Annotated in this window: 21 protein-coding genes, 1 tRNA gene and 1 pseudogene; 3 read left to right on the forward strand and 20 right to left on the reverse strand. The window is 63.3% G+C overall.

From position 1 onward, the window contains the following. Positions 1 to 140 precede the first annotated feature (140 nt). Both SOM26_RS09830 and SOM26_RS09835 read left to right on the forward strand, forming a co-directional pair. Entirely contained in the window at positions 141 to 1,514 is a 1,374-nt protein-coding gene (locus SOM26_RS09830) for a class II 3-deoxy-7-phosphoheptulonate synthase (protein WP_320452535.1), read from the forward strand. 125 nt (positions 1,515 to 1,639) lie between these two features. Then, positions 1,640 to 1,714: transfer RNA gene (locus SOM26_RS09835), tRNA-Glu, on the forward strand. Between the two features lie 211 nt (positions 1,715 to 1,925). Here the strand turns inward: SOM26_RS09835 and SOM26_RS09840 are convergent. The 17 genes from SOM26_RS09840 to SOM26_RS09920 form a co-directional block, all read right to left on the reverse strand. Then, positions 1,926 to 2,624 carry a TIGR02391 family protein gene (locus SOM26_RS09840; protein ID WP_320452536.1) on the reverse strand — a complete coding sequence of 233 codons (699 nt, stop codon included), beginning with the start codon at positions 2,622 to 2,624 and terminating at the stop codon, positions 1,926 to 1,928. A gap of 60 nt (positions 2,625 to 2,684) precedes the next feature. Then, positions 2,685 to 3,647, reverse strand: a complete 963-nt coding sequence (locus tag SOM26_RS09845) for a glycosyltransferase family 2 protein (protein WP_320452537.1) — start codon at positions 3,645 to 3,647, stop codon at positions 2,685 to 2,687. 4 nt (positions 3,648 to 3,651) lie between these two features. Next, the gene (locus SOM26_RS09850; RefSeq protein WP_341850126.1) at positions 3,652 to 4,890 is read right to left on the reverse strand and encodes a lipopolysaccharide biosynthesis protein; all 1,239 of its coding nucleotides are present in this window, start codon (positions 4,888 to 4,890) and stop codon (positions 3,652 to 3,654) included. Next, positions 4,890 to 5,270 (reverse strand): hypothetical protein, encoded by a 381-nt coding sequence (locus SOM26_RS09855; RefSeq protein ID WP_320452539.1) that lies wholly within the window; start codon positions 5,268 to 5,270, stop codon positions 4,890 to 4,892. The genes SOM26_RS09850 and SOM26_RS09855 overlap by 1 nt, the downstream gene beginning before the upstream one ends. Beyond that, positions 5,267 to 7,054: a heparinase II/III domain-containing protein gene (locus tag SOM26_RS09860; protein ID WP_320452540.1), complete on the reverse strand. Its 1,788-nt coding sequence runs from the start codon at positions 7,052 to 7,054 to the stop codon at positions 5,267 to 5,269. Before SOM26_RS09860 ends, SOM26_RS09855 begins: the two co-directional genes overlap by 4 nt. Next, positions 7,051 to 8,418, reverse strand: a complete 1,368-nt coding sequence (locus SOM26_RS09865) for an O-antigen ligase family protein (RefSeq protein WP_320452541.1) — start codon at positions 8,416 to 8,418, stop codon at positions 7,051 to 7,053. Before SOM26_RS09865 ends, SOM26_RS09860 begins: the two co-directional genes overlap by 4 nt. Further along, positions 8,415 to 9,539, reverse strand: a complete 1,125-nt coding sequence (locus SOM26_RS09870) for a hypothetical protein (RefSeq protein WP_320452542.1) — start codon at positions 9,537 to 9,539, stop codon at positions 8,415 to 8,417. Before SOM26_RS09870 ends, SOM26_RS09865 begins: the two co-directional genes overlap by 4 nt. Then, a complete protein-coding gene (locus SOM26_RS09875; RefSeq protein ID WP_320452543.1) occupies positions 9,536 to 11,692 on the reverse strand; it encodes a GumC family protein in 2,157 nt (718 codons plus the stop codon). Before SOM26_RS09875 ends, SOM26_RS09870 begins: the two co-directional genes overlap by 4 nt. 108 nt (positions 11,693 to 11,800) lie before the next feature. Next, positions 11,801 to 12,451, reverse strand: coding sequence for a polysaccharide biosynthesis/export family protein (locus SOM26_RS09880; RefSeq protein WP_320452544.1), 651 nt, complete (start codon positions 12,449 to 12,451; stop codon positions 11,801 to 11,803). Between the two features lie 79 nt (positions 12,452 to 12,530). Continuing rightward, positions 12,531 to 13,610: an acyltransferase family protein gene (locus SOM26_RS09885; protein WP_320452545.1), complete on the reverse strand. Its 1,080-nt coding sequence runs from the start codon at positions 13,608 to 13,610 to the stop codon at positions 12,531 to 12,533. Then, positions 13,607 to 14,929 (reverse strand): hypothetical protein, encoded by a 1,323-nt coding sequence (locus SOM26_RS09890; RefSeq protein WP_320452546.1) that lies wholly within the window; start codon positions 14,927 to 14,929, stop codon positions 13,607 to 13,609. Before SOM26_RS09890 ends, SOM26_RS09885 begins: the two co-directional genes overlap by 4 nt. Beyond that, on the reverse strand, positions 14,926 to 16,242 hold the full coding sequence (locus SOM26_RS09895) for a glycosyltransferase (protein WP_320452547.1): 1,317 nt from the start codon (positions 16,240 to 16,242) through the stop codon (positions 14,926 to 14,928). Before SOM26_RS09895 ends, SOM26_RS09890 begins: the two co-directional genes overlap by 4 nt. Positions 16,243 to 16,265: 23 nt before the next feature. Continuing rightward, positions 16,266 to 17,531: a nucleotide sugar dehydrogenase gene (locus SOM26_RS09900; RefSeq protein WP_320452548.1), complete on the reverse strand. Its 1,266-nt coding sequence runs from the start codon at positions 17,529 to 17,531 to the stop codon at positions 16,266 to 16,268. 73 nt (positions 17,532 to 17,604) lie between these two features. Next, the gene (locus tag SOM26_RS09905) at positions 17,605 to 19,008 is read right to left on the reverse strand and encodes a sugar transferase (protein WP_320452549.1); all 1,404 of its coding nucleotides are present in this window, start codon (positions 19,006 to 19,008) and stop codon (positions 17,605 to 17,607) included. Positions 19,009 to 19,115: 107 nt separating this feature from the next. After that, positions 19,116 to 19,394 (reverse strand): hypothetical protein, encoded by a 279-nt coding sequence (locus SOM26_RS09910; protein WP_320452550.1) that lies wholly within the window; start codon positions 19,392 to 19,394, stop codon positions 19,116 to 19,118. 64 nt (positions 19,395 to 19,458) lie between these two features. Beyond that, complete coding sequence (locus tag SOM26_RS09915) at positions 19,459 to 19,629, reverse strand: hypothetical protein (RefSeq protein WP_320452551.1); 171 nt, start codon at positions 19,627 to 19,629, stop codon at positions 19,459 to 19,461. A 100-nt stretch (positions 19,630 to 19,729) separates the two neighbouring features. Then, complete coding sequence (locus SOM26_RS09920) at positions 19,730 to 21,052, reverse strand: EAL domain-containing protein (RefSeq protein WP_320452552.1); 1,323 nt, start codon at positions 21,050 to 21,052, stop codon at positions 19,730 to 19,732. A 153-nt stretch (positions 21,053 to 21,205) separates the two neighbouring features. On the opposite strand from SOM26_RS09920, the gene SOM26_RS09925 reads away from it, so the two are divergent. After that, entirely contained in the window at positions 21,206 to 21,808 is a 603-nt protein-coding gene (locus tag SOM26_RS09925; protein WP_320452553.1) for a tyrosine-type recombinase/integrase, read from the forward strand. Between the two features lie 701 nt (positions 21,809 to 22,509). Here the strand turns inward: SOM26_RS09925 and SOM26_RS17635 are convergent. From SOM26_RS17635 to kynU, 3 genes and pseudogenes are all read right to left on the reverse strand, one after another. Next, positions 22,510 to 22,705, reverse strand: a pseudogene (locus SOM26_RS17635) (transposase zinc-binding domain-containing protein); the annotation flags it as partial. A 589-nt stretch (positions 22,706 to 23,294) separates the two neighbouring features. After that, a complete protein-coding gene (locus SOM26_RS09930; RefSeq protein ID WP_320452554.1) occupies positions 23,295 to 24,152 on the reverse strand; it encodes an alpha/beta hydrolase family protein in 858 nt (285 codons plus the stop codon). Beyond that, on the reverse strand, positions 24,149 to 25,387 hold the full coding sequence (gene kynU / locus SOM26_RS09935; RefSeq protein WP_320452555.1) for a kynureninase: 1,239 nt from the start codon (positions 25,385 to 25,387) through the stop codon (positions 24,149 to 24,151). Before kynU ends, SOM26_RS09930 begins: the two co-directional genes overlap by 4 nt. Positions 25,388 to 25,392: the final 5 nt, after the last annotated feature.

Consider the following 25,392-nt stretch of genomic DNA (forward strand, 5'->3'; position numbering starts at 1 on the left):
GCCACGGCTGGGCGCAAACTCGTATCAGGCGCAACAAAGGGCGTGACTTGGGGGCCCCAAACGCCAACTTCGTTGCGTATGGGCCGGATTCGGCGCATGGGCGATCCCTCATACCAAGAAGACGAAAGAGCAGGACGATCATGGCCGCGAACTGGGCCCCCGAAAGCTGGACCAACGCCGAAGCGCGCCAGCTTCCCCGCTATCCCGACCAGAATGCGCTGGACGCCGCGACCAAGACGCTGGCGACCTATCCGCCGCTGGTCTTTGCGGGCGAGGCACGCAGCCTGACCGCCGAGCTGGCCGAGGTGGCCGCGGGCCGGGGTTTCCTGCTCCAGGGCGGCGACTGCGCGGAGAGCTTTGCCGAGCATAGCGCCAACAACATCCGCGACACCTTCCGCGTCATCCTGCAGATGGCGGTCGTCCTGACCTTCGCCTCCAAGCTGCCGGTGGTGAAGCTGGGCCGCATGGCGGGCCAGTTCGCCAAGCCGCGCTCGGCCGATACCGAGGTCGTCGGCGGCGTCGAACTGCCCAGCTATCGTGGTGACAATGTCAACGACATCGCCTTCACCCCCGAGGCGCGCATTCCCGATCCCCAGCGGATGCTGCGCTCTTACGCGCAGTCGGCCGCCACGCTGAACCTGCTGCGGGCCTTTGCGCAGGGCGGCTATGCGAACCTGCACCAGGTGCACCGCTGGACCCATGACTTCATGGGCCGCAGCCCCTGGGCGCAGAAATATAGTGAGATGGCCGACCGTATCGGTGAGGCGCTCGACTTCATGGCCGCGTGCGGCATCGACCCGGCTTCGGTGCCGCAGCTGGCGCAGACCAGCTTCTACACCAGCCACGAGGCGCTGCTGCTTCCCTATGAGCAGGCGCTGACCCGGCAGGATTCGCTGACCGGCGACTGGTACGACACCTCGGCGCATTTCCTGTGGATCGGCGACCGCACCCGTTTCGAGGGGTCGTCGCATGTCGAGTTTCTGCGCGGCATCGGCAACCCGATCGGCGTGAAGTGCGGCCCCAGCCTGGAGCCCGAAGCGCTGCTGCGGATGCTCGACACGCTGAACCCCGGTCGCGTGCCGGGCCGCATGACGCTGATCACCCGTTACGGCCATGACAAGATCGAGGCGCATCTGCCCAAGCTGGTCCGCGCCGTCACGCGTGAGGGCCATCCGGTCGTCTGGTCGTGCGATCCGATGCACGGCAACACGATCAAGGCGGCGACCGGTTACAAGACGCGCCCCTTCGACCGCATCCTGGCCGAGGTGCGCGGCTTCTTCGCCGTCCACCGCGCCGAGGGCACCCATGCGGGCGGCATCCATGCCGAGATGACCGGCCAGAACGTCACCGAGTGCACCGGCGGCGCGATCGACGTGACCGAACAGTCGCTGGCCGATCGTTACCACACGCATTGCGACCCGCGCCTGAATGCGGGCCAGAGCCTGGAACTGGCCTTCCTGCTGGCCGAGATGCTGAACGAGGAAATGGCGGAGCGCCGCAAGGACGCCGCCTGATCGACATGAAAAGCGCGGGGCGACAGAGACCGTCGCCCCGCGCTTTTCACATTTCTGTATAATTCGGCCGGGAACCGCTTGACGCCCAACCCCACCCCCGCTAATTGCGCGCCTCCACTGCAAACGGCCCCTTCGTCTAGCGGTTAGGACGTCGCCCTCTCACGGCGAAAACACGAGTTCGATTCTCGTAGGGGTCACCAGCGATTACAGGCAGATAGCTGCCATCGCTTCGGTGTTATCTGAAATTTCGGTAATGGATCGGTCGTAAACGTGCCGAGCCTCAGCGCGTCACGCTGATACAGTTAGAGCCGATTTGTTTATACGAAGCCAGGCCTCACGCCCCGTCCCCTTCAGATGCCAAATCCACCAACCGATGATCTTGCCAGCGCTTGCGCCTCTGTTCGACGACCCTCAACAGGTGGCTTGCTCGTAAAGAAGCTCGCCTACTTCAGCGACGTCATCCCGTCCGACACGCCTGTGACTGTTGGGATTTTTATATGACCCGATGGCACCCGCGAATAGCGCACTGGTCGCCTCGCGTTCGCCATCGTCGACGCTTCGTTCGGCCAGAGGCCCGGTGCCTTTGTGGAAGGCTCGACGCACCATCGGGACACCATGGTCATGCTGATCAAAACCTGCAGCGTCCCGAACCGCAATCTCTACTTCCCGAAATGCTTCGAATATGGCTGTGTCGAACCTTCCGCGGCTGAAACTCGGCCAAGCCTCCCTCTCAATGCTTGGATGAAGCAAAGATCGGAGGAACGAGCTCGCGCCCCGATAAACTTCGAATTCGGCAGGCGTATCAATTCTCTCGGCGCGCCGACTCAATAACTGCCATAGCGGATCAGTTGGCTTCGTGATCAACAAGCATTCGCGTTCAAGCCATGCCCAGGCCTCGGCAATCACAGGCGGGATTTGATTTGCGTAAGGTACTTGGTACGGCGGGGGCGTCCCGTGCGTAAACGATAACATGATATTATGCCGGCTAAACTGCTTGTGCCCGCTCATCTTGAAGGCCTGAAGCAGTAAGCCTGCTAACTCCTCTGGCTCGAGCACCAAAAGCGACTCTGGGTCGGGTACTAAGTCGCACAGGTGATAGATGGGCTCCATCGGACTAGGGTCAGGACCAATGATATGAGGATCGCGATCCTCATATCATTGGTCCTGACCCTAATCTCGTTGGTCGATCGTGTCCTGCTGCTTGCCGTGGAAAGGACTCGACCCGACCGGTCTGGATGCCGCATGTCGGCCGGGCATGGTCAACGCCCCCCGCAATTGACATTGGGCCAGACGCCGGTTCTGCGCCTGCCGTCGAACTTGTGCGATGGCCCAGCCCGGTGCCATCGCCACCAGAAGCAACGTATTGCGCCAGTCCCGGCGGCGTTCGCGATTGGCGCTCAGGCGCTGGATCTGGACATGGGCCACTCCCGCCTCCCACCGCGTCAGGCCGGCGTTGCACCACCTTGCGATCGACTGCTCGACCAGGATCCTCGACGCGCGCACCTTGTCGATGGCGATGGTGGAGATCAGTTGCCCCGGTGAACGCCTGTACCAGTAATATACGCCCGTTTCGCGCCAGAAGACGCTCCCCTGCCGCAACAGGTCGAGATAGAAGAGAATATCCTGGAAGTAGATCGCGTCCTGGAAGCGGACCGATCGGGTCGCGGCATTGCGGCGATAACTGAACCCACTGGGCCCACCGATCGGGTTCCATGCCATCGTCGTACGGGGAATGATCCCGCTTGGCAGCGCGGGGATGGTCAGCTTTGGCCGTTCGATTGCCTCACCAAAGCTCAGACCCGCGACCGAGACGCAATCGACCGCAGAATGAGCCGCATAAACCGCAACGACACGCCGGATATAGTCGACGGGCCATAGATCATCGGCGTCGAGGAAGAATATGATCGCACCGGTCGCATGATCCAGCGCGCTGTTCCGCGCGCCGCCGGGGCCCTTCCCCCGCCGATTGTAGACAAAGCGGGTCATCAACCGCCCCGTGATCTCGTCGGGGGGAAGCACGACATGGCGGTCGTCGACGGCAATCAGATGCTCGATCTCGCAATCGATGTCCTGCCGCGCGACGGATTGCCGGGCTTCGGTCAGGAAATCATCCAGCGCGAGGGTCGGCGTCACGACGCTAATTTTCATGGCGGCACCTCCAGTAAAGCAAGGGGGGAAGGAGTCCCGCCCGCAGGCAGATGATCGAATAGGTCAGCGCCACGCAGCCCTCGATCGCGGTCAGCGTGATTGCCGTGCCGATCAGGCCATAGTGTTGCGACATCACGAAATAGGCAGGAATGCCGATGCCGCCGCACACCAGCGTGACCGTGCGAACGATGTCATCGCGCTTGGCGGCCAGGACGGCATTGTTGACGAGGAAGGTCGATATTCCCAGCAACATGGGCAAGGGCGCCATGATCCGGATGCAGTCGAGAATACCGGCATAATGGTCAAGCTGGATCAACCGCAACAGCGACGTACCGCCGATCGCGATCCCCAGGCTCATCGCCAGGGAGGACAGCAGCGCCCCGCCGTTCAACCGCAAAAGGCTGTTCGCCAGCCCCTTTTCTCCCGCCACATGGCGAACGCTTAATGGATAGGCCGACATGAACAACGGCGCCGACGCCTGCTGCAACGCCGTCACCAGCCGCTGGCAAAGCCCGAACGCGCCGACCATTTCGGGGGACTGGACGATCCCCAGGACGAGCACGCCGGCGCTGGTGTAGGAGAACACACCCAGCTTCATCACGAAAACGTCACGCCCGTCGCGCAGCAGCGCGGTGGCGAGGCGAAGCGGCAATACACGCTCCAGATAGCCGCTGCGCCACAAGAGCGTCAGGCCCGCCACATGGATTGCGAACATGGCGACGCATTGCGACAGGAACAGGCCGTTCAGACTATGGAAATGCCCCGCCGTCATCGCGGCGGCGAGGCCGATCAGCCGCACCGGCGCGGTGTAGAGCAGAAACTCCTTCTGCAAGGACAGTGCGATGAATATCCAGGTCGGGATGATGCCGTTCATGATCATGAACACCAGCACGCACATAGCCGGGCCGATGCCGATCGCCGGCACCGAAATGCTCATCGCCCCTCCGGCGACCAGCAGCGTGACCAGCAACAGCACCGTCTGGATCAGCAGGATGGCGGCGATCAGTGCCGCGATGCGCGGGGCATCGCCCAGCGCCAGCGATATTTCCCGCGCGCCCGAATAGCGAAAGCCATATTCCAGCCCAACCAGGATCAGCGATCCCAGCCCGAGATAGAAGACGACTTCCGACCCGGTCGCCTGACTGGCCATCGCAGCGGCCAACCAGGTGATGAACGCCGGATAGCCGATCTGGAAGGCGTGAAGGATGAAGGTCGCGGCCAGCCTCATCACGCCCCCTCCTCTCGATCCGCCTTGGCGGAGGGCAGCGGGCGTTCCACCGGTTCGCCCAGACTGGCCCGCACCAGCAGCGGCCAAAGCAGCGACAGGACGCTCGGCAGAAACAGAGTGATGCACAGGTCATGCAGCGACGCAGCCATATCGCTTTCCGTCGCTCCGGCCGGACGAGACATGTCGAGCGCTTCGTTGATCAGTTCGAAGATCAGCACACAGAACCACGGCCAGCCCAGCGACGGGCGCCGCACGAGCAGATGGAACAGCATGAGCAGCAGCACGCCGACAAAGGCATGAAGGGCATCCGGCGCAATCCCGACGGCGCGCTCGATCCACAGTTTGAGCGATGTCCATGCGAAAGCAGCGTTGATGGTCATAGCCCCTCACGCACCCGTTCGCGTAGCAGTTGCAGCGTCTCGATCCGTTCTGCCGAAGCAGACGGCGTGGTGCGAAGCCGCATGATGCCGAACCGCCAATCGTCATGGCTTACCGGCAGGATGTCCAGCACGTGCGCCCGCTCAAGCGTCATATAGTGGCGGGACCAATGATCCGGCCGCGTGAGTACGGCCGCTCCCTCCAGAATATCCAGCCAGACCACGGTCGCGCCTTTGCACAGACGAAATAGCGAGGCGTTCTCCATCATGATCTGCCAATCGGCTGGAATGAGGAACCGTGATCGGGTCGGGGCAGGTCCGGACGACCAACCGTCCGCAATCAGCAGCGCACCGTCTGGCAATGGCGTGACCAGCCGACGGACCTTGCCTGCCCCGGTCCGCAATACGCCGCCGATCGTGTGATCGGGCAGACCCGCCAGTTCGCTCCGGTCGAGCGGCCGCGCCGCGGCGAGGCGACCGACCTTGAAACAGCCCAGATAGTCGACGGGTTCGGCTCCGTCGAAACAAGGACCATTATGGCTGGCGGCCGACCGCTCATGGGCACGGCGCGGACCGGTCGAATATTGCGACGTACCCGGATCGACGAACAGGCGCTCCCCCGCGACATCCAGTTCGAGCGCAAGGAAATCGGCATGACCATGCCCCGGGTTCCACACTGGCCCGATCGCCCCGGCATCCATCCACACATCGATCACACCATGGGCAAGGTGCGCATAGCCCGCATCGGGTAAAGACGAACTGCCATCAGTTCGCAAAACGTCGGCCAGCACGCTCGCCACCGGCGGCACCTCGCCCATCCACGCGTCGTTGAACAGCGCGATCTGCCCATCCCGATGCGAAAGCAACGCCCAGGCGCGAGCCGCCGCGTCGCCACGATCTCGCGCTAAAGCCCTTGTTTCCGCTTGCAGAAAAGGCGTCGCCGCAAAAATGCGCAACGCCATCACGCTCAGTCCCTGATACATCGCCGATCGTTCGATCTGCATGCCGTCGGGCAAAATGGTCTGGGCAATGATCGCCGCGACCTCACCATCGAGACGCCGGTTTGCCGCCCCGCCATAGCCGCCGCATGCCATGCCATAGAGACACAGTGCCGCCAGGTTGCGCTCGGTATGGTTGTTGCGCAGATCATGTTCGACATTGGCGCGGACGAATGCCGCGTCGCGGCGCAGCAGCCCGGCAACCCGGTCATGGAGCTGCGGATCGCTCTTGCCCCGCGCTTGTGCCAAGGCGAGGCCGCTCAATAGGGCCAGAATGCGGTGTGATGCGCCATAGGGCGACCAGATCGTCTGGAACGGCGCCGGAAGATCGAACCCCGTCGCCCGTTCAAATGCGTCGAGCAGGGTAAGCGCGGTCTGCGCGTCGTCGGCATCGCCCTCCGCGAGTAGAGAATGCATCACTTCGAGCTGGCACAGCTTCATGCGCCAGAGATGATGATCCTTCTCCTCGGGCAGGCAGTACCGCCAGTCGATGTCGGTCATGCCGCCGAAATCGACCTGCCGCCCCATCAGCCGAAAGGTGCCGCGCGCCGCTTCGGCGCGAGCCGCGGCATCGACCCGATAGTAGCGACCGATCAGGTCGGCGAGGCCTGCATCCAACACGCATGGTTGTGGCAGTTCCGGCGTGGCATCGGTCCATCGCGCGAGCCGACGGGCATAATGGCGGGGCGCCACGGGCACGACATGATCGCGCAGCTTGCGGCGCAGTTGGTGCGCCAACACGGGCAAGGGAATACGACGCAGCGCATGCGCCATCGGGTGAGAGATCATCGGAAACCGGCCTTGTCGATCGATGGAAGGAAGCTCGCCCGAAGCCGAGGGATGGACTGGCCGATCATGGACAGTGACGGCGCAGGCTTGGTAAGGAAGCCGGCCAGCATCGCGGCCAGCAACTGGATCGCGAGAATCCGCGTCGGATAATCGACCAGCGAATGGAGCAGCAGCGCCAGCAATCCGGCTGCCGAAGCCCAGGCTAGCCGCCTGGCATCCCGGCCAAGCCGGGGAATGGCGACGCAGCGCCTGATCGCCCAGACAACGGCAAGGAGCAGCAGCAGCATGGCTGGCAAACCGCCCTCGAGTATCAGTTCGAGATATTCATTATGCGCGTGATTGACGTAATGCGGACCCACATGATCAAGCGGCTCGACCGACCGAAAAATGGTCTCGAATGTGCCAAAGCCAGACCCGACCGGCCAAAAGCGCGTGATCGCCGTCCAGCTATCGCCCCAGAAGCGGAAACGCTCGAGATTGCCGCTGTGCAACCGCTCGACCACCAGCGCGATGACCGTATTATGCCGTGCGAGCGATACCGCGGCGGTCACTGCCAGGCACCATAGCGGCGCCATCCACCACCAGCGGATGCGCCACTGGCCCAGCAATACCGGCAATAGCGCGATCGGCAGCAACACGAATCCGGCGCGCGACGTGGTGGCGATCACCCCCGCCCCAAGCGCCACCGCCAGCGATAGCGGCAGAAGGGCCCCCATCGAACGCGATTGTGGCAATGCGCCGGTCAGAGCGGTCGCGACCAGCAGGAACGCCGCCTGATGATTGCGATTGGCGAACAGGCCGGTGGCATAGCCGACATGCCCTTCGGGATAGATGGTCCCCCATGCCCCTGCCGTCGCAAGCTGCACCACGGCCAGCATCAGACTGGCCAGCGCACAACCGATCACGATGCAGGCGAGCAGGGTCCGCTGGCGCAGGTCCATATGGATGACCAGCGTCAGCATCGCGGCGGAGGGCAACAACGCGACCAGCGATCGTCGCGTCGCAGCGGGATCGAGGCTGATCGGATAGGCGCTATCTCCCAATCCCACGTGATCGGCGATGACGGCGGCCAGCGACCGCCCCGGCAGAGCGCGCCACCAACCGGGCGGCAAAGGCACGAGTTGTGCGACGATCAGCACCGCGACGATCAGCAGCAGTACCAGGGGCATGACAGCCCCCGGCGAACGCGACGGCAATGGCCGCAGCACGAGCGATGCCAGTATGGTCAGGGCCACCGCCTCGATGAGCAGTTCCGCAACCGGATGGCCGCTGCCTCCACCACCGAGCACGAACGCGACCACTAGGATCACCGCCGCGCGCAGGACGAGTTGACCGCTACCGGCCGAACGGTCGTGGAACGTCACCGACCCTCCTCCCCGACCGGCATGATCGTGACACGGTCGAAGCGTGCCTCGCTGTATGACGGACCATCGGCACGCCGCGCTTCCAGCGCCAGGATCTGCGTCGTGCAGCCGTCCACCGGCACCGCGAAATCCTCGTGCCAGCCAAACGTCTCCGGTGCCCCCGCCATGGCGACCATGGTGCCGCCGGGCAGGCACCGCAGTGTCCAGCGGAGCACGCCAAGTCCCATCGCCTGATAGGATGGGGTGACAGTCATCAACCGATATCGCCGCGGCCCAAGCACCAGTTGTTGAAGCAGCAGCACGCCGAAAGCCGATCGGTCGACACCGACAATGAGTGAACGCCCCCCCGCCCGCGAAACCAGTTGCATGTCCGCGCCCGGCTGGCGCCGCGTCGTCCATTCGAACGGCGCGATCCGGTCCGCTGTTCTGTCCAGACGAAGCCGTTGGAAATCCGGATCGAGCACCGCCCCTTGCTCCGCTCCGGTCAATCGCAGCCAGAGATTACGCGCGCGTGCCGCCTCTCCTGTCGCGGCAAGCGCCTGGACATAGGGCACCAGTTCGCCTTTCCGGTCGAGTTGTCCCTGCCGTGCCAACAGCTCGAGCAAAGCCTCGTGCGCGTCGCGCAAAGCAGGCGGGATGCCGTCGATCCGCTGGAAGAACGCGGTGCGCCATGCCGGCCGGGCCATCAGACGCTGCAGCAGGGCGGTTCGCCCGGGGCCGTCCACCGCGGCCGCGTGCAGCGCTGGCAGCAAGGCGGGTTCGAGCGCGGGCCTGCGCCGCAGCAGCGCATCGACATGGCGCATGGCCTCTCCATCGTCGCCGCGTCGGATCGCCGCGTCGATCAATAGTCGCTGCGTCTCCCCGTCTCGCCAGCCCAGCTTCCCGCTCAGTTCGGCCAGCGCGTCGGCCGAGTCCCCGTGCCCGGTCGCGCGTTCGGCGAGCGCAAGGTCCCGCAGCGCCGCCTGGTCATAGAGCGAGACCGCCAGCCGCTGCCCCGGGTCCGTGCGATCGGACAGCAAGCCCATGATCCGAACGAGGATCAGCACCGCCCCCGCCAATACCGTCAGCATGATCGCCACGCGCAACGGATCGGCGCGAGAGGCTCGGGGCGATCGCATCATCGACGCCACCAAGAACGCTTTCGAGGGGCGTCGTCATGACTGTAATTATAATAGGCATAGCCATAGCCGAACGCCTGCACCTCGACCCGATTGAGGATGATGCCCCGCAGGACCGCGCGGCTCAGATGCAGGCGGCGCAGCGCGGCGCGGATGGTGCGGCGATTGGCCTTGCTGCTATCCACGACGAATAGCGTGGCATCGACATGGGCGGCGATGCTGGGCGCATCGGCAAGCCCCAGCACGGGCGGACCATCGAGCAGCACCAGGTCGTACCGCTCCTCAAACTGGCCCATCAGCCAGGGCAGCGTGCCCAGCGCAAGCAACTCGGCCGGGTTGGCCGCTGATCCGCCGGTGGCGATGAACGCGAGATTGGGAATCGTCGTGGAGTGCACGACATCGGCGATCTCCGCATCGCGCCGGAGCAGGTCGACCAGTCCATTCCGGTTTTCCAGCCCGAAGAGCTTGTGCATCGAAGGGCGGCGCATATCGGCATCGACCAGCAGCACCCGGCGACCGGTCTGCGCGAAATCCCGTGCCAATGCATAGGTGATGCTGGTCTTGCCCTCGCTCTTGCCGCAACTGGTGACAAAGGTCGTCCGTGGGGGGCCGGCACTGTCCGACAACTCGACGGTCGAGCGGATCGTGTGGATCGCTTCGGTCAGGGCCGAATTGGGCTTTTCCAGTTCCTCACGGAACACCAGCCCAGCCTTCAGTCGCGGTACCATGCCCAAACCGGTGACGCCGAGCTTGCGTTCTGTTTGCTCGACGGAACCCACGGCATCATCCAGATTCTCACGCAGATAGACAAAGCCCAGCGCGACGATCAGCGATCCCAACAGCGCCAACCCCAGATTGACGCCCAGTTGCGGCGCGACCGGCCGTTCGGGCACCGATGCAGGGTCGACAATGGCGATGTTGTTGGACGATACGCCCGCCGCCGTGCTTACCTGTCGGAACCGCTGGAGCAGGCCGTCATAGAGTTCGCGGTTGGTGCGCACCTCGCGCCGCAGGATCGTGTAGCGGATCGACCGATCCTGTTCGGTCAACGTCGCACCTTTCAGTCGATCGACTTCCGCCTGCATCTGCCGTTCCTGCAATTCGGCGGTCAGGAAGCGGTTGCGGATCGAGTCACGGATATTCCCCGCAAGCCTTGCCAGTCGCTGGTCGAGCGCGGCGATCTGGCCGCGAAGGCGGATCAGGTCGGGGTGATCACTCTGCCGGCGCTGACTCTGCTCGGCATAGCTCGCATCCAGTTCGGCGCGCCGTTCCATCATCGTCTGCACGACAGGATTGGACAGCACGTCGGGCAGGCTCATCAACGGTGCCGCCTGGGTGTTACGCCAAAACTCTTCGGCATCGATCCGCCTTGCCCGGGCCTGCGACAAGGCGTTGTTGGCCTCGACCAGGCTCGCCCCGACGAGCGACGGGGTGCCGTTTGTCTGCTGGTTCGCCGATTTGATCGCGTCGGTATCAATGATGCCGGTCGAACGAGCATAGGCCACCATGCTCCGCTCGGATTCCTCCAGACGCTCCTTCGCCTGCTGGAGCTGCTCGCGCAGGAATTGCCGGGCATAGCCTGACGTGTCGAACCGGCGGGACAGGTTACTGGCGATCATCGCATCGGCAAAGGCGTTGGCGATCCTTGCGGCCAGGGCGGGATCGGGGCTGTCGAAGGTCACCCTGGCGATGCGCGACCCATCGGGCAGCGTCACGTTCAGATGCTCGCGCAAGGTTGCCAAGACCCGTTCGCGCAGCGCAGCGTCGGCATCCCCCCGCCCCGGCGCGCGGTCATCCCATTTGACGCGCATGGCGTCGAGAAACGCTCTATTCTTGAACAGACCCAGCGTCTCGGCAACGCGGATCGCCAGCGTGCGGCTGCCCAGGATTTCGGTCTGGGTCTGGAGGAAGCGGTCTGCGTCCTGCACCGCCTGCACGGGTTCGACATCGGGCGCGTCGAGCACGCGCGACGCCTGCTGGTCAATTTGCAGGCTGGCTTCGGCGCGATAGGTCGGCGTGGTGAGCAATGTCACGCTCAACCCCAGCAAAAGCCCTGCGCAGCAGATGGCCACAACGAACCAGCGATTGCGCATCAGCGCGAGCCGCACGCCCTGCAGGTCGATCTGCGTGCCGGAGAAGAGCCAGGATTCTTCCACGACCGCATCACTGCCGGCCGCAGTTACTGGAGTAGCTTTTGAAAATGTGGGCATCAATGACAGATCCGATCAGGGTGCGATCGGCACAGGCGCGTGGCCGTGCCGCGCTTATCGATAGGGCCGAAAAACGGCGACCAGCGGCGCGGTGCTCAACACATCGCGCCACGCCGCCTTGAGCGCGGAAAAACCGACCACCACCGTGTCGCCGGGCTGCATTTCCGGGTCAGGCATCTTGCCCCGGCGGATCTTTCCCACATCGAACACCGCGCCCATCGGCTGGCCGTCGATGGTGCGCAATATGACGACCTCTCCCAATGCCGATACGCGCGTCGTTCCCTCGGCCATCGCGATCGCGCCCAAGAGGCTGGTCTTGCCCTGCAAAGGGTAGATGCCCGGCTTGTTGACGGCGCCCTCGACAACCAGCTTCAGCGACGCGGCGGTCGACAGGTTGACGGCCACATCGGGATTGATCAGCATGTGCTGTCCCAGCCGGCGGGCAATCGCATGAGCGAGTCCGTCGGTCGTCAGGCCACTGGCCTTAACCTGCCCGATCAACGGCAGCGAGATATAGCCACCACTGGTGATCTGCACCTCCTTAAGGCTCAGATCGGGTTCGTTGAGCACCGTCAGGCTGATGACATCGGCAGCGCCGAGCACATATTCCCGCCCAGCTTCCGGCGCGACGACCGGGATCACCCGATAGGCCGCACCGTCGCGGGGCATGTCGGGCCGGGCGCAGCCGCTCAACAGCGCCAGCACCGCGCCGCATCCCAGCGGAAGCGCCGACGCGACAGCGCGAGCAAGGGCGGCGATGCCGGGCGATTGCCGCCGCCCGGCATCAAACGGGATGACTACCATAACGTTTCCTAAGAGGGCCCAGTCGCTGCGTCGTGACCGAATAGGCCAATGCCGAAACGGCTGCGGTGAGGACGAGGGACAGGAGAGCCCGTGGATTGGGCGCGGGAAGAAAATGCCCCACGATGAAATAGATCGGGAAATGCCAGAGATAGAGCTCGTAGCTGATCCGTCCGAGGTAGCGGACGGTCGACCATTCGGCGATCCGACGCACCCATAGCGTTCGCTCAGGGAAGATCAGCCCGCAGAAAGCCACGCCGATCGCGACACTCTGCGGCGTATATTTGAACGCGACCTCATACCAATTGGCCCAGTGGACCAAAGACGCGATCATGGCGGCCGATCCGCCCCACAGCAGCCAGTAAGCACGTCGTTCGAAGCAGGAAACGCGCAGCACACCAGCATCGAGCAACAGCGTCAACAACACGCCCCAGCCGATCGCGTCGATGCGGGTCAGGGTGAAGTTGTAGTTGATGCTGTCGGCCTGCTGCGGTGCCATCGACCAGACGGCCATGCGCAACGCCAGCGCTCCACCCAGTATCGCCGCCAGCAGGATGATCCGGCTTGTCCGCCTGCGTACGAACAGCAATACCGGCGGCAGGAGCAGGTAGAAATGTTCCTCGACCGCCAGGCTCCACAGCGGCTCCAGTGCGTCATAGCCGGCATCCCATCCCAATAGTCGCGCACCGATCTTCTGGACATTGCCGAGATAGGCGAAGGACAGGAGCAGTTGTGACCAGGAAAAACCGACAGGGTCGATCCACACGAGCAGTGGAACGGCGACCACGCCCATCAACAGCAGCGGCGGCAACAGCCGGATGAGCCGTCGGACATAGAACCGGCCGAGCGCGATCCGACCATAGGTCTTTTCCTCGGCCAACAACAGGCGCGAGATCAGGAAACCGCTGATGAAGAAGAAGATCGAGACGCCAAATCCGCCCGGAACACTCGGCAGCAGTTGGTAATGTGCAACAATGACGATCGCCACTGCGAGCAGCCGCAACCCGTCCAGACCGGCGACATAACCGAAGCGCGCCGTCGCGCTGGTGGATACGCCGCTCATGCCACACCGCCTTGCCGGGCCGGAGCGATCCAGAAGCCGGGGTTCAGCGCCAGTCCGATCAGCAGCCAGAAGGGCGGATAGGCCGCCGGAAAGCTCTGCACCCACGTCATGAACATCATCGCGAGGCAGAGCGGCCGAAACGATATGCCCGACAGGGCGACCGTGCGGAACAGGAGCACCGCGAATGTCAGGCCGATCAGGCCATATTCGAGGAACAGCACCGGGAAATAAGCCAGCGGCGATCCGTCGAAGCTCAGCGGAACGCTGGTCGCGTAATAGCCGGTCAGTCCGAAGAAGGCGCCAAGGTCGTGCCGCGCATAGATCGCCCCCCCCAGCTTGAGGAACGCGCCCGCCCCATAGCCAAGCCCGTGCGAGTCCATCATGCCGAGGATGCCGACGGCATTCTGAACGATGCGATAGGACAATGTCGTGTCCAACAAGCCCGTCGGCGAGCGCAGAGTCAGCAAGATCAGGTCAACGCCACGAATGCCCGTTTCGGGAATGGTGCCGATCAGGAACAATGCGGCCAGGACCATCAGGCCAACGACCAGATAGCGCGGCCACAGGCGCCCCCGCCCCGCCGTGCGCTGGGTGAGATACCATAGCCCGCCCAGCACCATCACCGCGAAGAAGCCGGAGCCGGACTGGGACAGCAGCACGTTGAACAGCGCGAGACCCACCGGCCAGACCGGCACAACCGCCCCGTCGCGCGACAGCGCCTTGCGCGTTACCAGCGTCAGCAACAGCATGAACGCCATGGTAAAGCCGAAATCGGTGGCTTCCGGCGCCAGGCTAGTGGCGCCACGTCCTCCGATGATGCCGCTAGCAGTCGGAACCAGCGGGCGCGTGACGGCCAGATAAGCCCCCTTGCTGACAAATCCCAGCAGCGCGAACATGGTCCACAACGGCAAGGTGAACGCCAGCACCCGCCACAACAAGGATGGCGACACATAGGTGGCGGCGACCAGGATCGCCCAGCAGATGACGAAACTGGCCGAGCGGCGGAGATAATAGTCGAGACCGACCGAGCCGGGTTCGGAAACATAGAGCATGAACCACAAGGCGAAGCACAGCACGAGCAGGTGGAATCCGGTGACGCGCAACGTCGCGGTCAAAAGCCGGTGCACGAGGAACGCCCAGCACAGCAGCGCCGCCCAAGGCTGCACCTGCGATGGCGCGGCGATGGGCCCAAAGACGAGATAAGGCAGGCAGCAAAGCACCAGCGCCACCGCGAGCGCGATGCGCCCCAGCATATCGGGCGCGGCCACCGACATGGCCGCACGTCCGTCCCACGCCGTCCCCATGGCTTGCGACATCAAGCCGCGATCCCCGCGCCGGACAGGATCGGCGTGCCCGCTTTCACTTCAGGGCTCAGGCTGTCGTAAAAGGCCTGTTCGAGCTTGAGGAAATGGGCTTCCCACGTCCAGTGCTGCTCGACAAAGGTACGCGCGGCGGCCCCCAGCGCCATTGCCTGGTCCGGATCGCACAGCAGCGCGATTACGGCCGCGGCAAAGCCATCGGCATCGTCGGCGATGCGCAGCGTGTCGTCCGGCGCCATGATGCCCTCGTTCGCGATCGAGGTGGCCACCGTCGCCTTGGCACAAGCCATATATTCGATCAGCTTGTTCTGCATGCCGCCGGCTGCACGCATCGGATTGATGCAGACGGTTGCCGAACGGATGAAATGCCCCACGTCCTGCACCGTACCGGTGACGGTGATCCCATTGCGACCGTCGAGATCGCGAATGGCCGCCGTCGGATCGCGCCCCTGGATGATCAGCGTGGCACCTGGAACGGCGGCACGAACGATCGGCCAGCAATGATCGACGAACCACAGCACCGCCTGAACATTGGGCTGATAGAGCATGGACCCGGAGAAGACGACGCGACCTGTAATAACCTCCGCCGCTATCGCCGGGCGATACCGGGTCAGGTCGGTGCCGTGTGCGCCATAGACCCAATTGTCGATCGGACGCTGCTTCTGCGCGGTACAGACCGCCTCGACCTTGGCGACGTCGGCGGGACCGATCAGCACCGCTCGATTGAAGCGCTGCCAAATGCGCGCCTCATAGCGTTCGCACAACGCCGTCTCGATGCGATACAAGAGTCGCTTGAAGGCATGACGCTCATTCTCGAATATGCGCCGGGAATTGAGCGACTGCGACAATTGCATCGCCAGGAACGAGACCGGCGCACGCGCATCATCTGGTCGACCGACACGGGTCAGCGCATGGGGTACCGCATGCGCACTACGGATGTAATAGCTGTAGACGACGTCATACTCGCCCGCCTGCACCCTCGCCTTCACTTCCCGCGCCAGCGACCGGTTGCGAAACATGGCCACCTGCACGGGCTCGCGGTGGAACAGCCCCTTGATCAGCCCGCACGCGATCTGACCGATCCCGTGCGAATGAATGCGGACATGGCGGCACGCACTGTTCAACCAGTCCCGCTGGACCGGCGAAACCTCGCCATGCTTCGCCAGGGTGTAGAAATCGACCTGATGCCCCCTTGCGGCAAGGAAACTGAGGAGATGCGCGACGGTCAGTTGGTCGCCGCGCATCATGGGAAAGGGCAATCGGCTATAGACGAACGCCACCCGCAATGGCCGGTCGCTCGGAAGACAGTCCATGATCTTGGGAAGTGCGTCGACCATCACGGCAGCCGATTGGTGCTGACATGCTGGCGCGCATTGACGTTCAGATCGGCGATCAGCCCGACCGTATCGATGGCGAGATCCCAATCCTCTGTTTCCGCAACGTCGCGGGGAACGAACAGTCTGTTGAGGGCGGGAAGCTGGCTATAGGCATAGCCCAGATTCTGCCCGATCAGCTTCGCGGGGACGACCACCGGGTCATAGACCGAAAGCTGGTAGCCCGCCTCCAGCAGCTTGCGTGCAAGGTCGACATTGGCGCTCTCGCGCAGATCGTCGCTTTCCGCCTTGAACGACAGCCCGACGAGTAGAACCTTGCCGCCTGGCCGGACATGTTCCTGCACATATTCGAACAGGAAATATTTGTGGCTTTCATTCGACCGGATGACGGAATCGATCATCGCGGTATGCGATCCGACATCCGCCGCGATATACTGCAGCGCGCGTACATCCTTGGGAAGACAGGAACCGCCGAACGCGCCACCGGGCCTGGTATAATAGGGCGAGATGTTCAGCTTGGTGTCCGACACGAAGATTTCGTGGACCTTGCGCGCGCTGATGCCGAGCTTGACCGCGGTGCGCCCGACTTCGTTGGCGAAGGTCACCTTGACCGCGTGCCACGTATTGTCGACGAACTTGGTGAATTCGGCTTCCCGAAACCGCGTCACGAACAAGGGCGCGTCGATCCCCCGGTACAACGCCGTCATATTGGCCGAGGGCTTGCCGTCGACCGTGCCGATGACGATCTTCGGGGGGTGGAAATAATCCTCGATCGCGGTCGCTTCACGCAGGAATTCGGGATTGTAGACCAGCTCGACGGCGTCGTTCAGCCGGTCGCCCAACTCGGCCTCGAAGATGGGGCTGATAAGCGTATCGAGCGTTCCGGGGCGGATCGTCGAGCGATACACAACGGTCAGGGGATTTGCGCGGTTCGACGTGACGGCGTTGGCGATCTGACGGCTGACCTCGCTGATATAGGTCATGTTGTGCGATCCGTCGGGGCCACTCGGCGTGCCGACGCAGACGATGGCGATGTCGCATTCGTTGATGACGCCGTCCGCGCTCTGCGAATAGCTCAGAAGGCCGTCTTCCCGCCCCTTGCGAAGCAGTTCGTGCAGTCCCGGTTCGGTAATCGGACATCCGCCCGCATTGAGCTCGGCAACCTTGGCCTCGTTGACCTCGATACCGCTCACCCTGTGGCCGTCCCTGGCGAGACAAGCCGTCGCCGTAAGGCCGACATAGCCCAGACCGAAAACAGCAATATGCATTACAAGAAACCCCTGCTCGTGATTTGCGCGCGAAAGCTTGCCCGGTGCGCCGGGCGGGCGTTGAATGAGGCGGTCAGAAGACCGATCGACCGGCCAGAGCCATGACGGTGCGGAAGACGATCTTGATGTCTTTCCCCAGCGACCAGTCGCGAAGATATTCGAGGTCTGCGTCGAGCCGGTTCTGTAAGTCCGCGTCGACAAAGGTGGTGCCACGGAACCCGCGGACTTGCGCCAGTCCGGTCATGCCGGGCTTGACGGCATGGCGGTGCCAATAAGCGGTATCGACTTCCCAATAGAGCTTGTCGCCAGCCTTCGCGCCCAGCGCATGAGGCCGGGGCCCGACGATACTCATGTCCCCACGCAGCACGTCGATCAGCTGTGGCAATTCGTCGATGCTCGTGGATCGGATGATCCGACCAATCCGCGTCACGCGATCGTCGCTGCGTCCCTGGGTCAGCCGGCTGCCGGAAAGATCCTGCGTCTCGACGCGCATGCTGCGAAACTTGTGCATCCGAAACTGTCGGTTACCCCGGCCGATCCGCGGCTGACGGAACAATGCCGGGCCGGGACTGTCGAGCCGGATCACCAGCGCAGTGAACAGCAGGAACGGGGTCAGCAGAAGCAGGCCGATCCCAGCCACCACGATATCGAACAGCCGCTTGGTGATGCGGTCGCTCAACGACAGCGGCTCGCCCGCCACCTTCAGCGTCGCCTGTCCATGGAAGCTACCTGCGCCCGTGGGAGCCAGCGACGCGACTTCCTCGACCAGCAATTCCACAGGGACATTGGCGCCGCGCAATGCAGCTGCCCAGGCGCCGCGACGATCCTGCGGGCAGGAAACGACCAGCCGGTCGGCCCTGCCTGCCAGTGCGCCGAGCCGCTCCAGAACGCCGGGGTCATGGACATCGGCGCGCAGACCGTGGCGGACGGCATCGATCACCAAACCGTCCATCGGGGCAACCAGGCTTGCCTCGCCATCGACGATCAGGATGGTGCGGTGCCGCCCCGATCGTTCACTCCACCAGGCAGACCCCAACAGCAACGCCAGCGCGCTACGCGCTCCCCCCAGGGTGAAGGCAAGACCGGTCAAGGAGGGGAGCAAAGCCGTGGACACGTGGTCCATCGACCGCCCCTCCAGGACTGCGAAGGTCGCCGCGGCGCAGAAGGTGATGAGCAGCGCAAGCCAAGCCCGCTGCACGCTGCGTACTGCGTCGGCGGCGATCGCCGGGGAGTAAGCCGCTCCATAGACCGCGACGGCGAAGTAGATAGCGCCCAGCATCCACAGCAGCTGCGGATGGACCGTCCCGCCGATCGTCATGCCAAGGGTCGCGGACAGGCTGGCGGTCGCGATGAAGGCGATGGCATCCGCCAGGCACAACTGCCCCCCCAGAAACACGAAGCGAATGGGCTTGCCGGAGAACATGGCGCCCCCCCATCCCGGCGCATCGACGATCGCCGGTTCCTCTATATAGCCCATTGGGCGTTGAGCCGGATTTAGCACGTGCGTCCCCCTCCCCAGAACCGACGCCGCGGATCTGGGACTACGTCATTCGAAATGTTCTACGGTCCCCCGTTAGGGGCGGATCACGATGCCGGGCTGACCGACTGCTCGTTGTCTCCGGCCGCCGCCGCAACGATCGCGCCTGTCGCTACCACACCCCCCAGGGCGGCAAGGAACAGCGTGTTGGTCAGCAGGCCACCGCCCGCCGCACCGGTTGCCCCCGCCGTGCCAGCCGCCCCTCCCGACTGTGCGCCGACCCTGGCGCCAACGCGCGCCGCCTTCCTTGCCGTGGGCGGCGCGGCGGCCGCCAGCGAGATGATGGCGGACGCCGCGATTAACGACTTGGTTGTCGATACCAACATAGCCTTTCCTTTCGATGCGTGTTGGACAAGTGGCTATCGTCATCGCAGCCATGGAGCTTGCGATTCATATCAGCCAAAATGCAACGACAGCCCAGAACGGCACCGACAAAGATGCCGCAAAAACCACTCCGCGAAAAAATAACGAAGTATTTTCGACATCGCCATCGATGCGAAAATATTCTTCACGCAGCATTCTATCTTTTTCTATGGCGTATCGATGCTTGGAATCAGTCACGATTGACCTCCCGCATCGATTACTTTTCTATATGGCAATGATGCAACGTTGAGCGGCGAAAGCCATTGCATCACCCGGCGATCCGGAACATGTGCAATCGTCATCGCCCGACCGCCAGACGTGAGCCAACCGGACGATACCGGCCGATCGGCCGGTCAGGGACTGTTGACGAATGACGCCTTACTTCTTTCCAAGGGCGAGAATAGAATGGCCGCCCCCAGAAATAACCCTGTTGCCAAAGCGCACCGGCATCCCGGGCAATTCGACTCTGTTCAGGCGTTTCCACGCCTTCCGCCACCACGATGGAACCCACCGACGCCGCCAGCGCAGAGAGTCGCGCAAATAGCAGCTGGTCGCGCGAAGACATGCCTGCCCGCCATACGAAAATGCGATCCACCTTTACGATATCCGGAGCGAAGGCGAGCAGCTGACGGATCGAAGCGTGGCCGACCCCGAAATCGTCCATTACGATCCGGCATCCCAGTCGGCGCAGCCGGTTGACCAGCGCAATCGCCCGCGAAAAGTCGGGCACGGCAGCGGTTTCGGTAATCTCGAGCAATAGTCGCCGGGCGACATTCGGTCGGGCGCACAGCCGCTCCATGACATCCGCCCACCAGGGATCGGTACATAGGCTTAGCGCGGACAGATTGACCGCCAGGCTCACATCGTCCGGCGCCTGCTCCAGATCGGCCAGGACCTGTCTTACCATATGGCGGTCAAACAGACGCACCATCCCCGTCCGTTCGAGGGCCAAGATCCAGTCATCGGCAGCCGGAAATGCACCATGACGGTCGGACGGCCGTGCCAATGCCTCGAAATAGGCGATACGCCCGTCTTCCGCATTACACACGACCTGCCAGCACAACTGCACATTGCCATCCGCATCACCGATGCCGGACGGGTCGAGCGTAGCCAGCGTACGCGACGCCAGCGCCATGTCCCCACGATACTGGACGCACCAATCACCTTCACCGGGGGGCGCACCGGCAAAGGGAAAGCACCATTCGCCGAACTCCGCCCCGTCGATTGCCAAACGCCAGCACCCAGACAGCCACAAGTGGACCGGACCAGCACCGGTTTCGAACGGCACGGTCGGCAGGATACCACACACCCCGTCGACCCATGCCTGACAGGCCAACCCATCGGATTCGGCATCAAACGCAGGCAGCGACACGAGGCGGATTTCTATCAGCTCGGCCGCGACCCGTTCGACCGAACCAGCACCTCGCACAACCTGCACCAGATGACTGCAAACGGCCGACACCACGGCGTCGGCCGTCGCGCCGCCATAAGCGGACGAAAGGTGCTGATAATTCGCAATACGGAACTGAAAATGTGCGGCGTAACGATCCGGCCGGATCGGCGAGCATAGCGCGCCGCATGCGATGGCCGATTGCCTCCTATTTCTCGCGCGCAAAGCCATCGGCAGCCCCCAGCTCGGCAGCGGTCGGGATCGAACCACCGAGTCTGTTACTGTATATCCAAAAGTGTATCAGTCGCCCGGGAGCGTCGTTATGATATCGAAACGAACTCAACGTGTTCCTCAGAAAGCAGCCCAGCGCGAGGAAAAGAACCAATGCCCGGGACGATTTACAACCAGCATGGCCAACGCAAGTATCTGACTTCGCAGGAAATAGACGCGTTTATCCGTGTCGCCCGATCGTGCAGCACCGACATCAAGACATTCTGCTGCATGATGGCCTTTACTGGCTGCCGTATATCGGAAGCCTTGGCTATGACGAAGGACAGTATCGACTTCGAAGCGAAGCACGTCGTCATCCGTTGCCTTAAGAAGCGGGGAAAATGTGTATATCGAGCTGTGCCGCTTCCCGCCTCATATTTGAAAATCCTACAATGCTGGTTCCAAACTCTTAATGGAGCGAATGATCGTCTATGGCCTTGGTCGCGCATGACCGGATATCGCCGCATCTGCGAAGTCATGAGCGATGCAATGGTTCAAGGAAGCTATGCCAGTCCCAAGGGATTGCGCCACGGCTTTGGCGTGCGGGCGATCCAGGCAAGCGTACCGCTGACGTTGGTTCAGCGGTGGCTGGGACATGCGGACATTAAGACGACGGCCATCTATACTAGCGCTGTCGGACCAGAGGAGCGTGAAATCGCGTCCCGTATGTGGCGGCACGAGGGAGCAGCCCCCGCTTTCGCGGCACATCACCTGTAATGAAACGCCCGGTAAGCGGCAGAGTTCTTGCACTCAAGCGCGGCCGATACCGATCGGATGCGTTTCAGATAGCGCGCCGCAAACGCTTAAGCCGACAGTATCTGACGATACTTTTCCCCATAATCATAAATGGAAGCGCACTCAGAGTGGCTGCGACAAGGTCAAGGATGAGACGGGAGGCCCGGAAAAATGGCCAAGGCGATTAACAGCTTGCCAGCTGATACACTTTTGGATAAAGCGTAACTATTATTATCATTATTTTTCATGGGTTTAGTCTTGGCCAGTTTTTCTCGGTCGGCAGAATGATTTGACCGACGCTCGGCAACGACCCTGTGCGCCGCAGGTTCCATCCATCGGGGCTGGGACCAGACGATTGCCGCAGGGTAAACATGGACTTATCCCGTATAATCGGAGAGGCATTTGCTCGACGCGACGTGTTTCGATTGAACTGCGCGGGGCTGGTGCAATTAAACGCGCAGTGGCGTTGAACGGCTCTTCAACAAGCTGAAGAACCGGGGCCGGGTCACCGCTAGATCACGAGAACCCGCAGAGTCGACTTGATCGGCATCACAGCTTGCTTGTCCTCGCTTTCGCCTGAAAAGGACAGAGATGCGGGCGCTGCGACAACCGAGCCGCCCCCTTTCAGTACGGAGCCATGTGCATACATCCGTGTCCTGGCACTGCGGGCAGTGCCGATTTTAACAGGAGCTATAGACGACCCGCCAGTAACCCGCAGTCGGTGCAGGCCTCGACATTTTCCCCCCTGACGACGGTGCGGCAATGTTCAGTGGCCGACATGACCTTCAACTGATGGAGGTTCAAGTGCGCTGCATAAGCGGCTTGGTTGGCGGGACTGGTAGTGCCGAAGATTTCAGCGACATCGTGTGTGGCACCCATGCCCATGGGCCGCTGGACATTATTACTTCTGTGGTGGCCATGGCAATCTAATCGAACGGACTTGGCGACGTTGCGTAGCGCGCGGGTGGCGACCAGGGCTGCGCGCTGGCCCGCGATGGACACGCAGCCTAATGATTCAGGCACGTGGTCCCAGCCAACGACTGCGCCAGCACTGCCAAGTCATACTGTTCGATCTGGAAGCGCCGTATGTCCATCCCGTCGATGAGGCGCTGGCGTCGTGGACTGATGGCAATACCCGGGATGAATGTAGTCATAGCAAGGCTCTTTTTCTGGGGGTCCCGATGCTCCGCCTGCGTTCCACACCTCACACCGCACAATAGGCTCGTGCTTCCACCAGCTTTGCGTTTACGGATACGAATAGAGGGTTCATATCAGCACGCACACGGGTACAGGCCGTGCGTACAAACTGATGGGTAAGTGCCCCACGAAGCCTGCAAGAATTGCGTGCTTGTCCCGTTGGAACAACGCCTCTGGCGAGGGTCACCAGCAGCCGCCGAAACGGCGGGCTGGCAGTTCGGCAAAATTCTGCACCGCGCTGAATAACATCCGACACATCGGGCTGCCGTCGTCAGGCCCCACCCAAGCTATCGAATGCCTGCGCGGTCAGGCGCAGGGTCAGGTTCCAGGCCGATGTGTCCGGCGTGATCAGTTCCACATGGCCGGTATCCGCCACCTCATGCAGCATAACCCTGTCTCCGGCATCCCGCGCGCGGGCGACATAGTAGGTCGCCATGCGGAACGGGATGATGCGGTCCGCGCGACCGTTGACCAGGTCCTGCGGCACGCCCAGCGGCAGCAATCGAGGGACCGAGGTGTCGGCATAGGGATCGCTGCGGTCGGCACCGATCAGGTGCGCCACGACCTCGGTGCCGCAGCCATTGTCGGGGCTGGTGGCCACATCCTCCAGATCGGGCAGGCCGCCCAGGCTGATGACGTGCGCGATGGGTAGTGGATCGGTGCTGGCCAGCGGACTGCCGCTCGGCAGGCGTGGCCGCCCGGCGAGCCAGAGCGCCAGATGGCCGCCCGCCGAATGGCCGACCGCGACGACCGGTGAGGTCGCCAGCCCGAACCGCGCGCCCTCGACCCGGAGCGCATCGGCGGCGGCGGCGGTATCGAGGAACGTGCCCGGATAGCCGCCTCCAACTCGGTCGACACCGCGATAGTCGATATTCCAGACGCCGTATCCGTTCCGGCGCAGATCATCGGCGACCCAGTTCATCAGGCGGCGATCGGCGATTTCGGTCTGCCAGCAACCGCCATGCACCATCAACACGGTCCGATGCGGCCCCGCGCCTTCGGGGAGCCAGATATCGACCTTTTGCAGCGAGTCGGAGCCGTAGGCGATCGTCGCGTCCGGCTCGGGACGCGGCCGACGGGTCAGGTCGTCCCAGACGAGCGGCTGATAGCCCGTTCCGGTACCGCTCATGTCACCCGCTTGACGACACGGAAGCGCGGGTCCTGCCACCGGCGGTTGGCGAGGATATCGTACAGCCGCTCCACCGCCTCCCACACATCGGCATAGCCGAGATAGAGCGGCGTCAGGCCAAAGCGCAGGATGTCGGGCGCGCGGAAATCGCCGATCACGCCCTGTTCGATCAGCGCCTGGCACAGGGCAAAGGCCTCGGGGTGGCGGAACGAGACATGGCTGCCCCGCGCCGCCGGATCGCGCGGCGTGGCGAGTTCGAGGCCGAACCCGGCACAGCGCGTCTCGACCTGCTCGATCAACAGGGTGGAGAGCGCCACCGATTTCTCGACGACCGCCGCGAAATCCACGCCCTCGAACAGCGCCACGCCTTCCTCCAGCGCGGCGAGGCCCAGGATCGGCGGCGTTCCGCACAGGAAGCGGGCAATGCCCGGCGCGGGGTGATAGGCGTCGTCGAAATCGAACGGCGCGCCATGCCCCATCCAGCCCGACAAAGGCGAACGCAGACGCGCCTGATGACGCTCCGCCACATAAAGAAACGCCGGTGCCCCCGGCCCGCCGTTCAGATATTTGTACCCGCACCCGACCGCCAGGTCGGCACCGGTGCCGTTCAGGTCGACCGGAACCGCCCCGACGCTATGGCTGAGATCCCACAAAGTCAGCGCACCGGCCGCCTGCGCCGCCGCGGTGATCGCCGCCATGTCGAGCTTGCGCGCGGTCTTGTAATGGACATGGGTCAGCAGGACGACCGCCACATCCGCGTCGATCGCCTCGACGATCCGGTCGGACGGAACCGTCTTCAGCGTCGCCCCCATGAACTCGGCGACGCCCGAGGCCATGTAGAGGTCGGTGGGAAAATTGCCCGGCTCGGACAGGATGGTGCGGCGTCCCGGCCGGTCGGCCAGCGCGGCGGCAAGCAGCTTGAACAAGTTGGCCGAGGTGGAATCGGCGACGATCACCTCCCCCGGCCCAGCCCCGATCAGCGGCGCGATCCGGTCGCCGATGCGGGCCGGCGCACCGATCCAGTCCGCCGTGTTCCAGCTGCCGATCAGGTCGCGGCCCCATTCGTGGCGCACCACCCGCTCCATGCGCGCCATCGTCGCCGAGGGTAGGACGCCGAGCGAATTGCCGTCCAGATAGATCACCCCCTCCGGCAGGTCGAACCGCGCACGGCTGGCGGCCAGAGGATCGGCGGCATCGCGCGCCCGCGCCTCGTCCAAAGTGATCATGCCCGTCATCACTA

Source organism: Sphingomonas sp. CFBP8993, from assembly GCF_034044895.1.
GTDB lineage: Bacteria > Pseudomonadota > Alphaproteobacteria > Sphingomonadales > Sphingomonadaceae > Sphingomonas.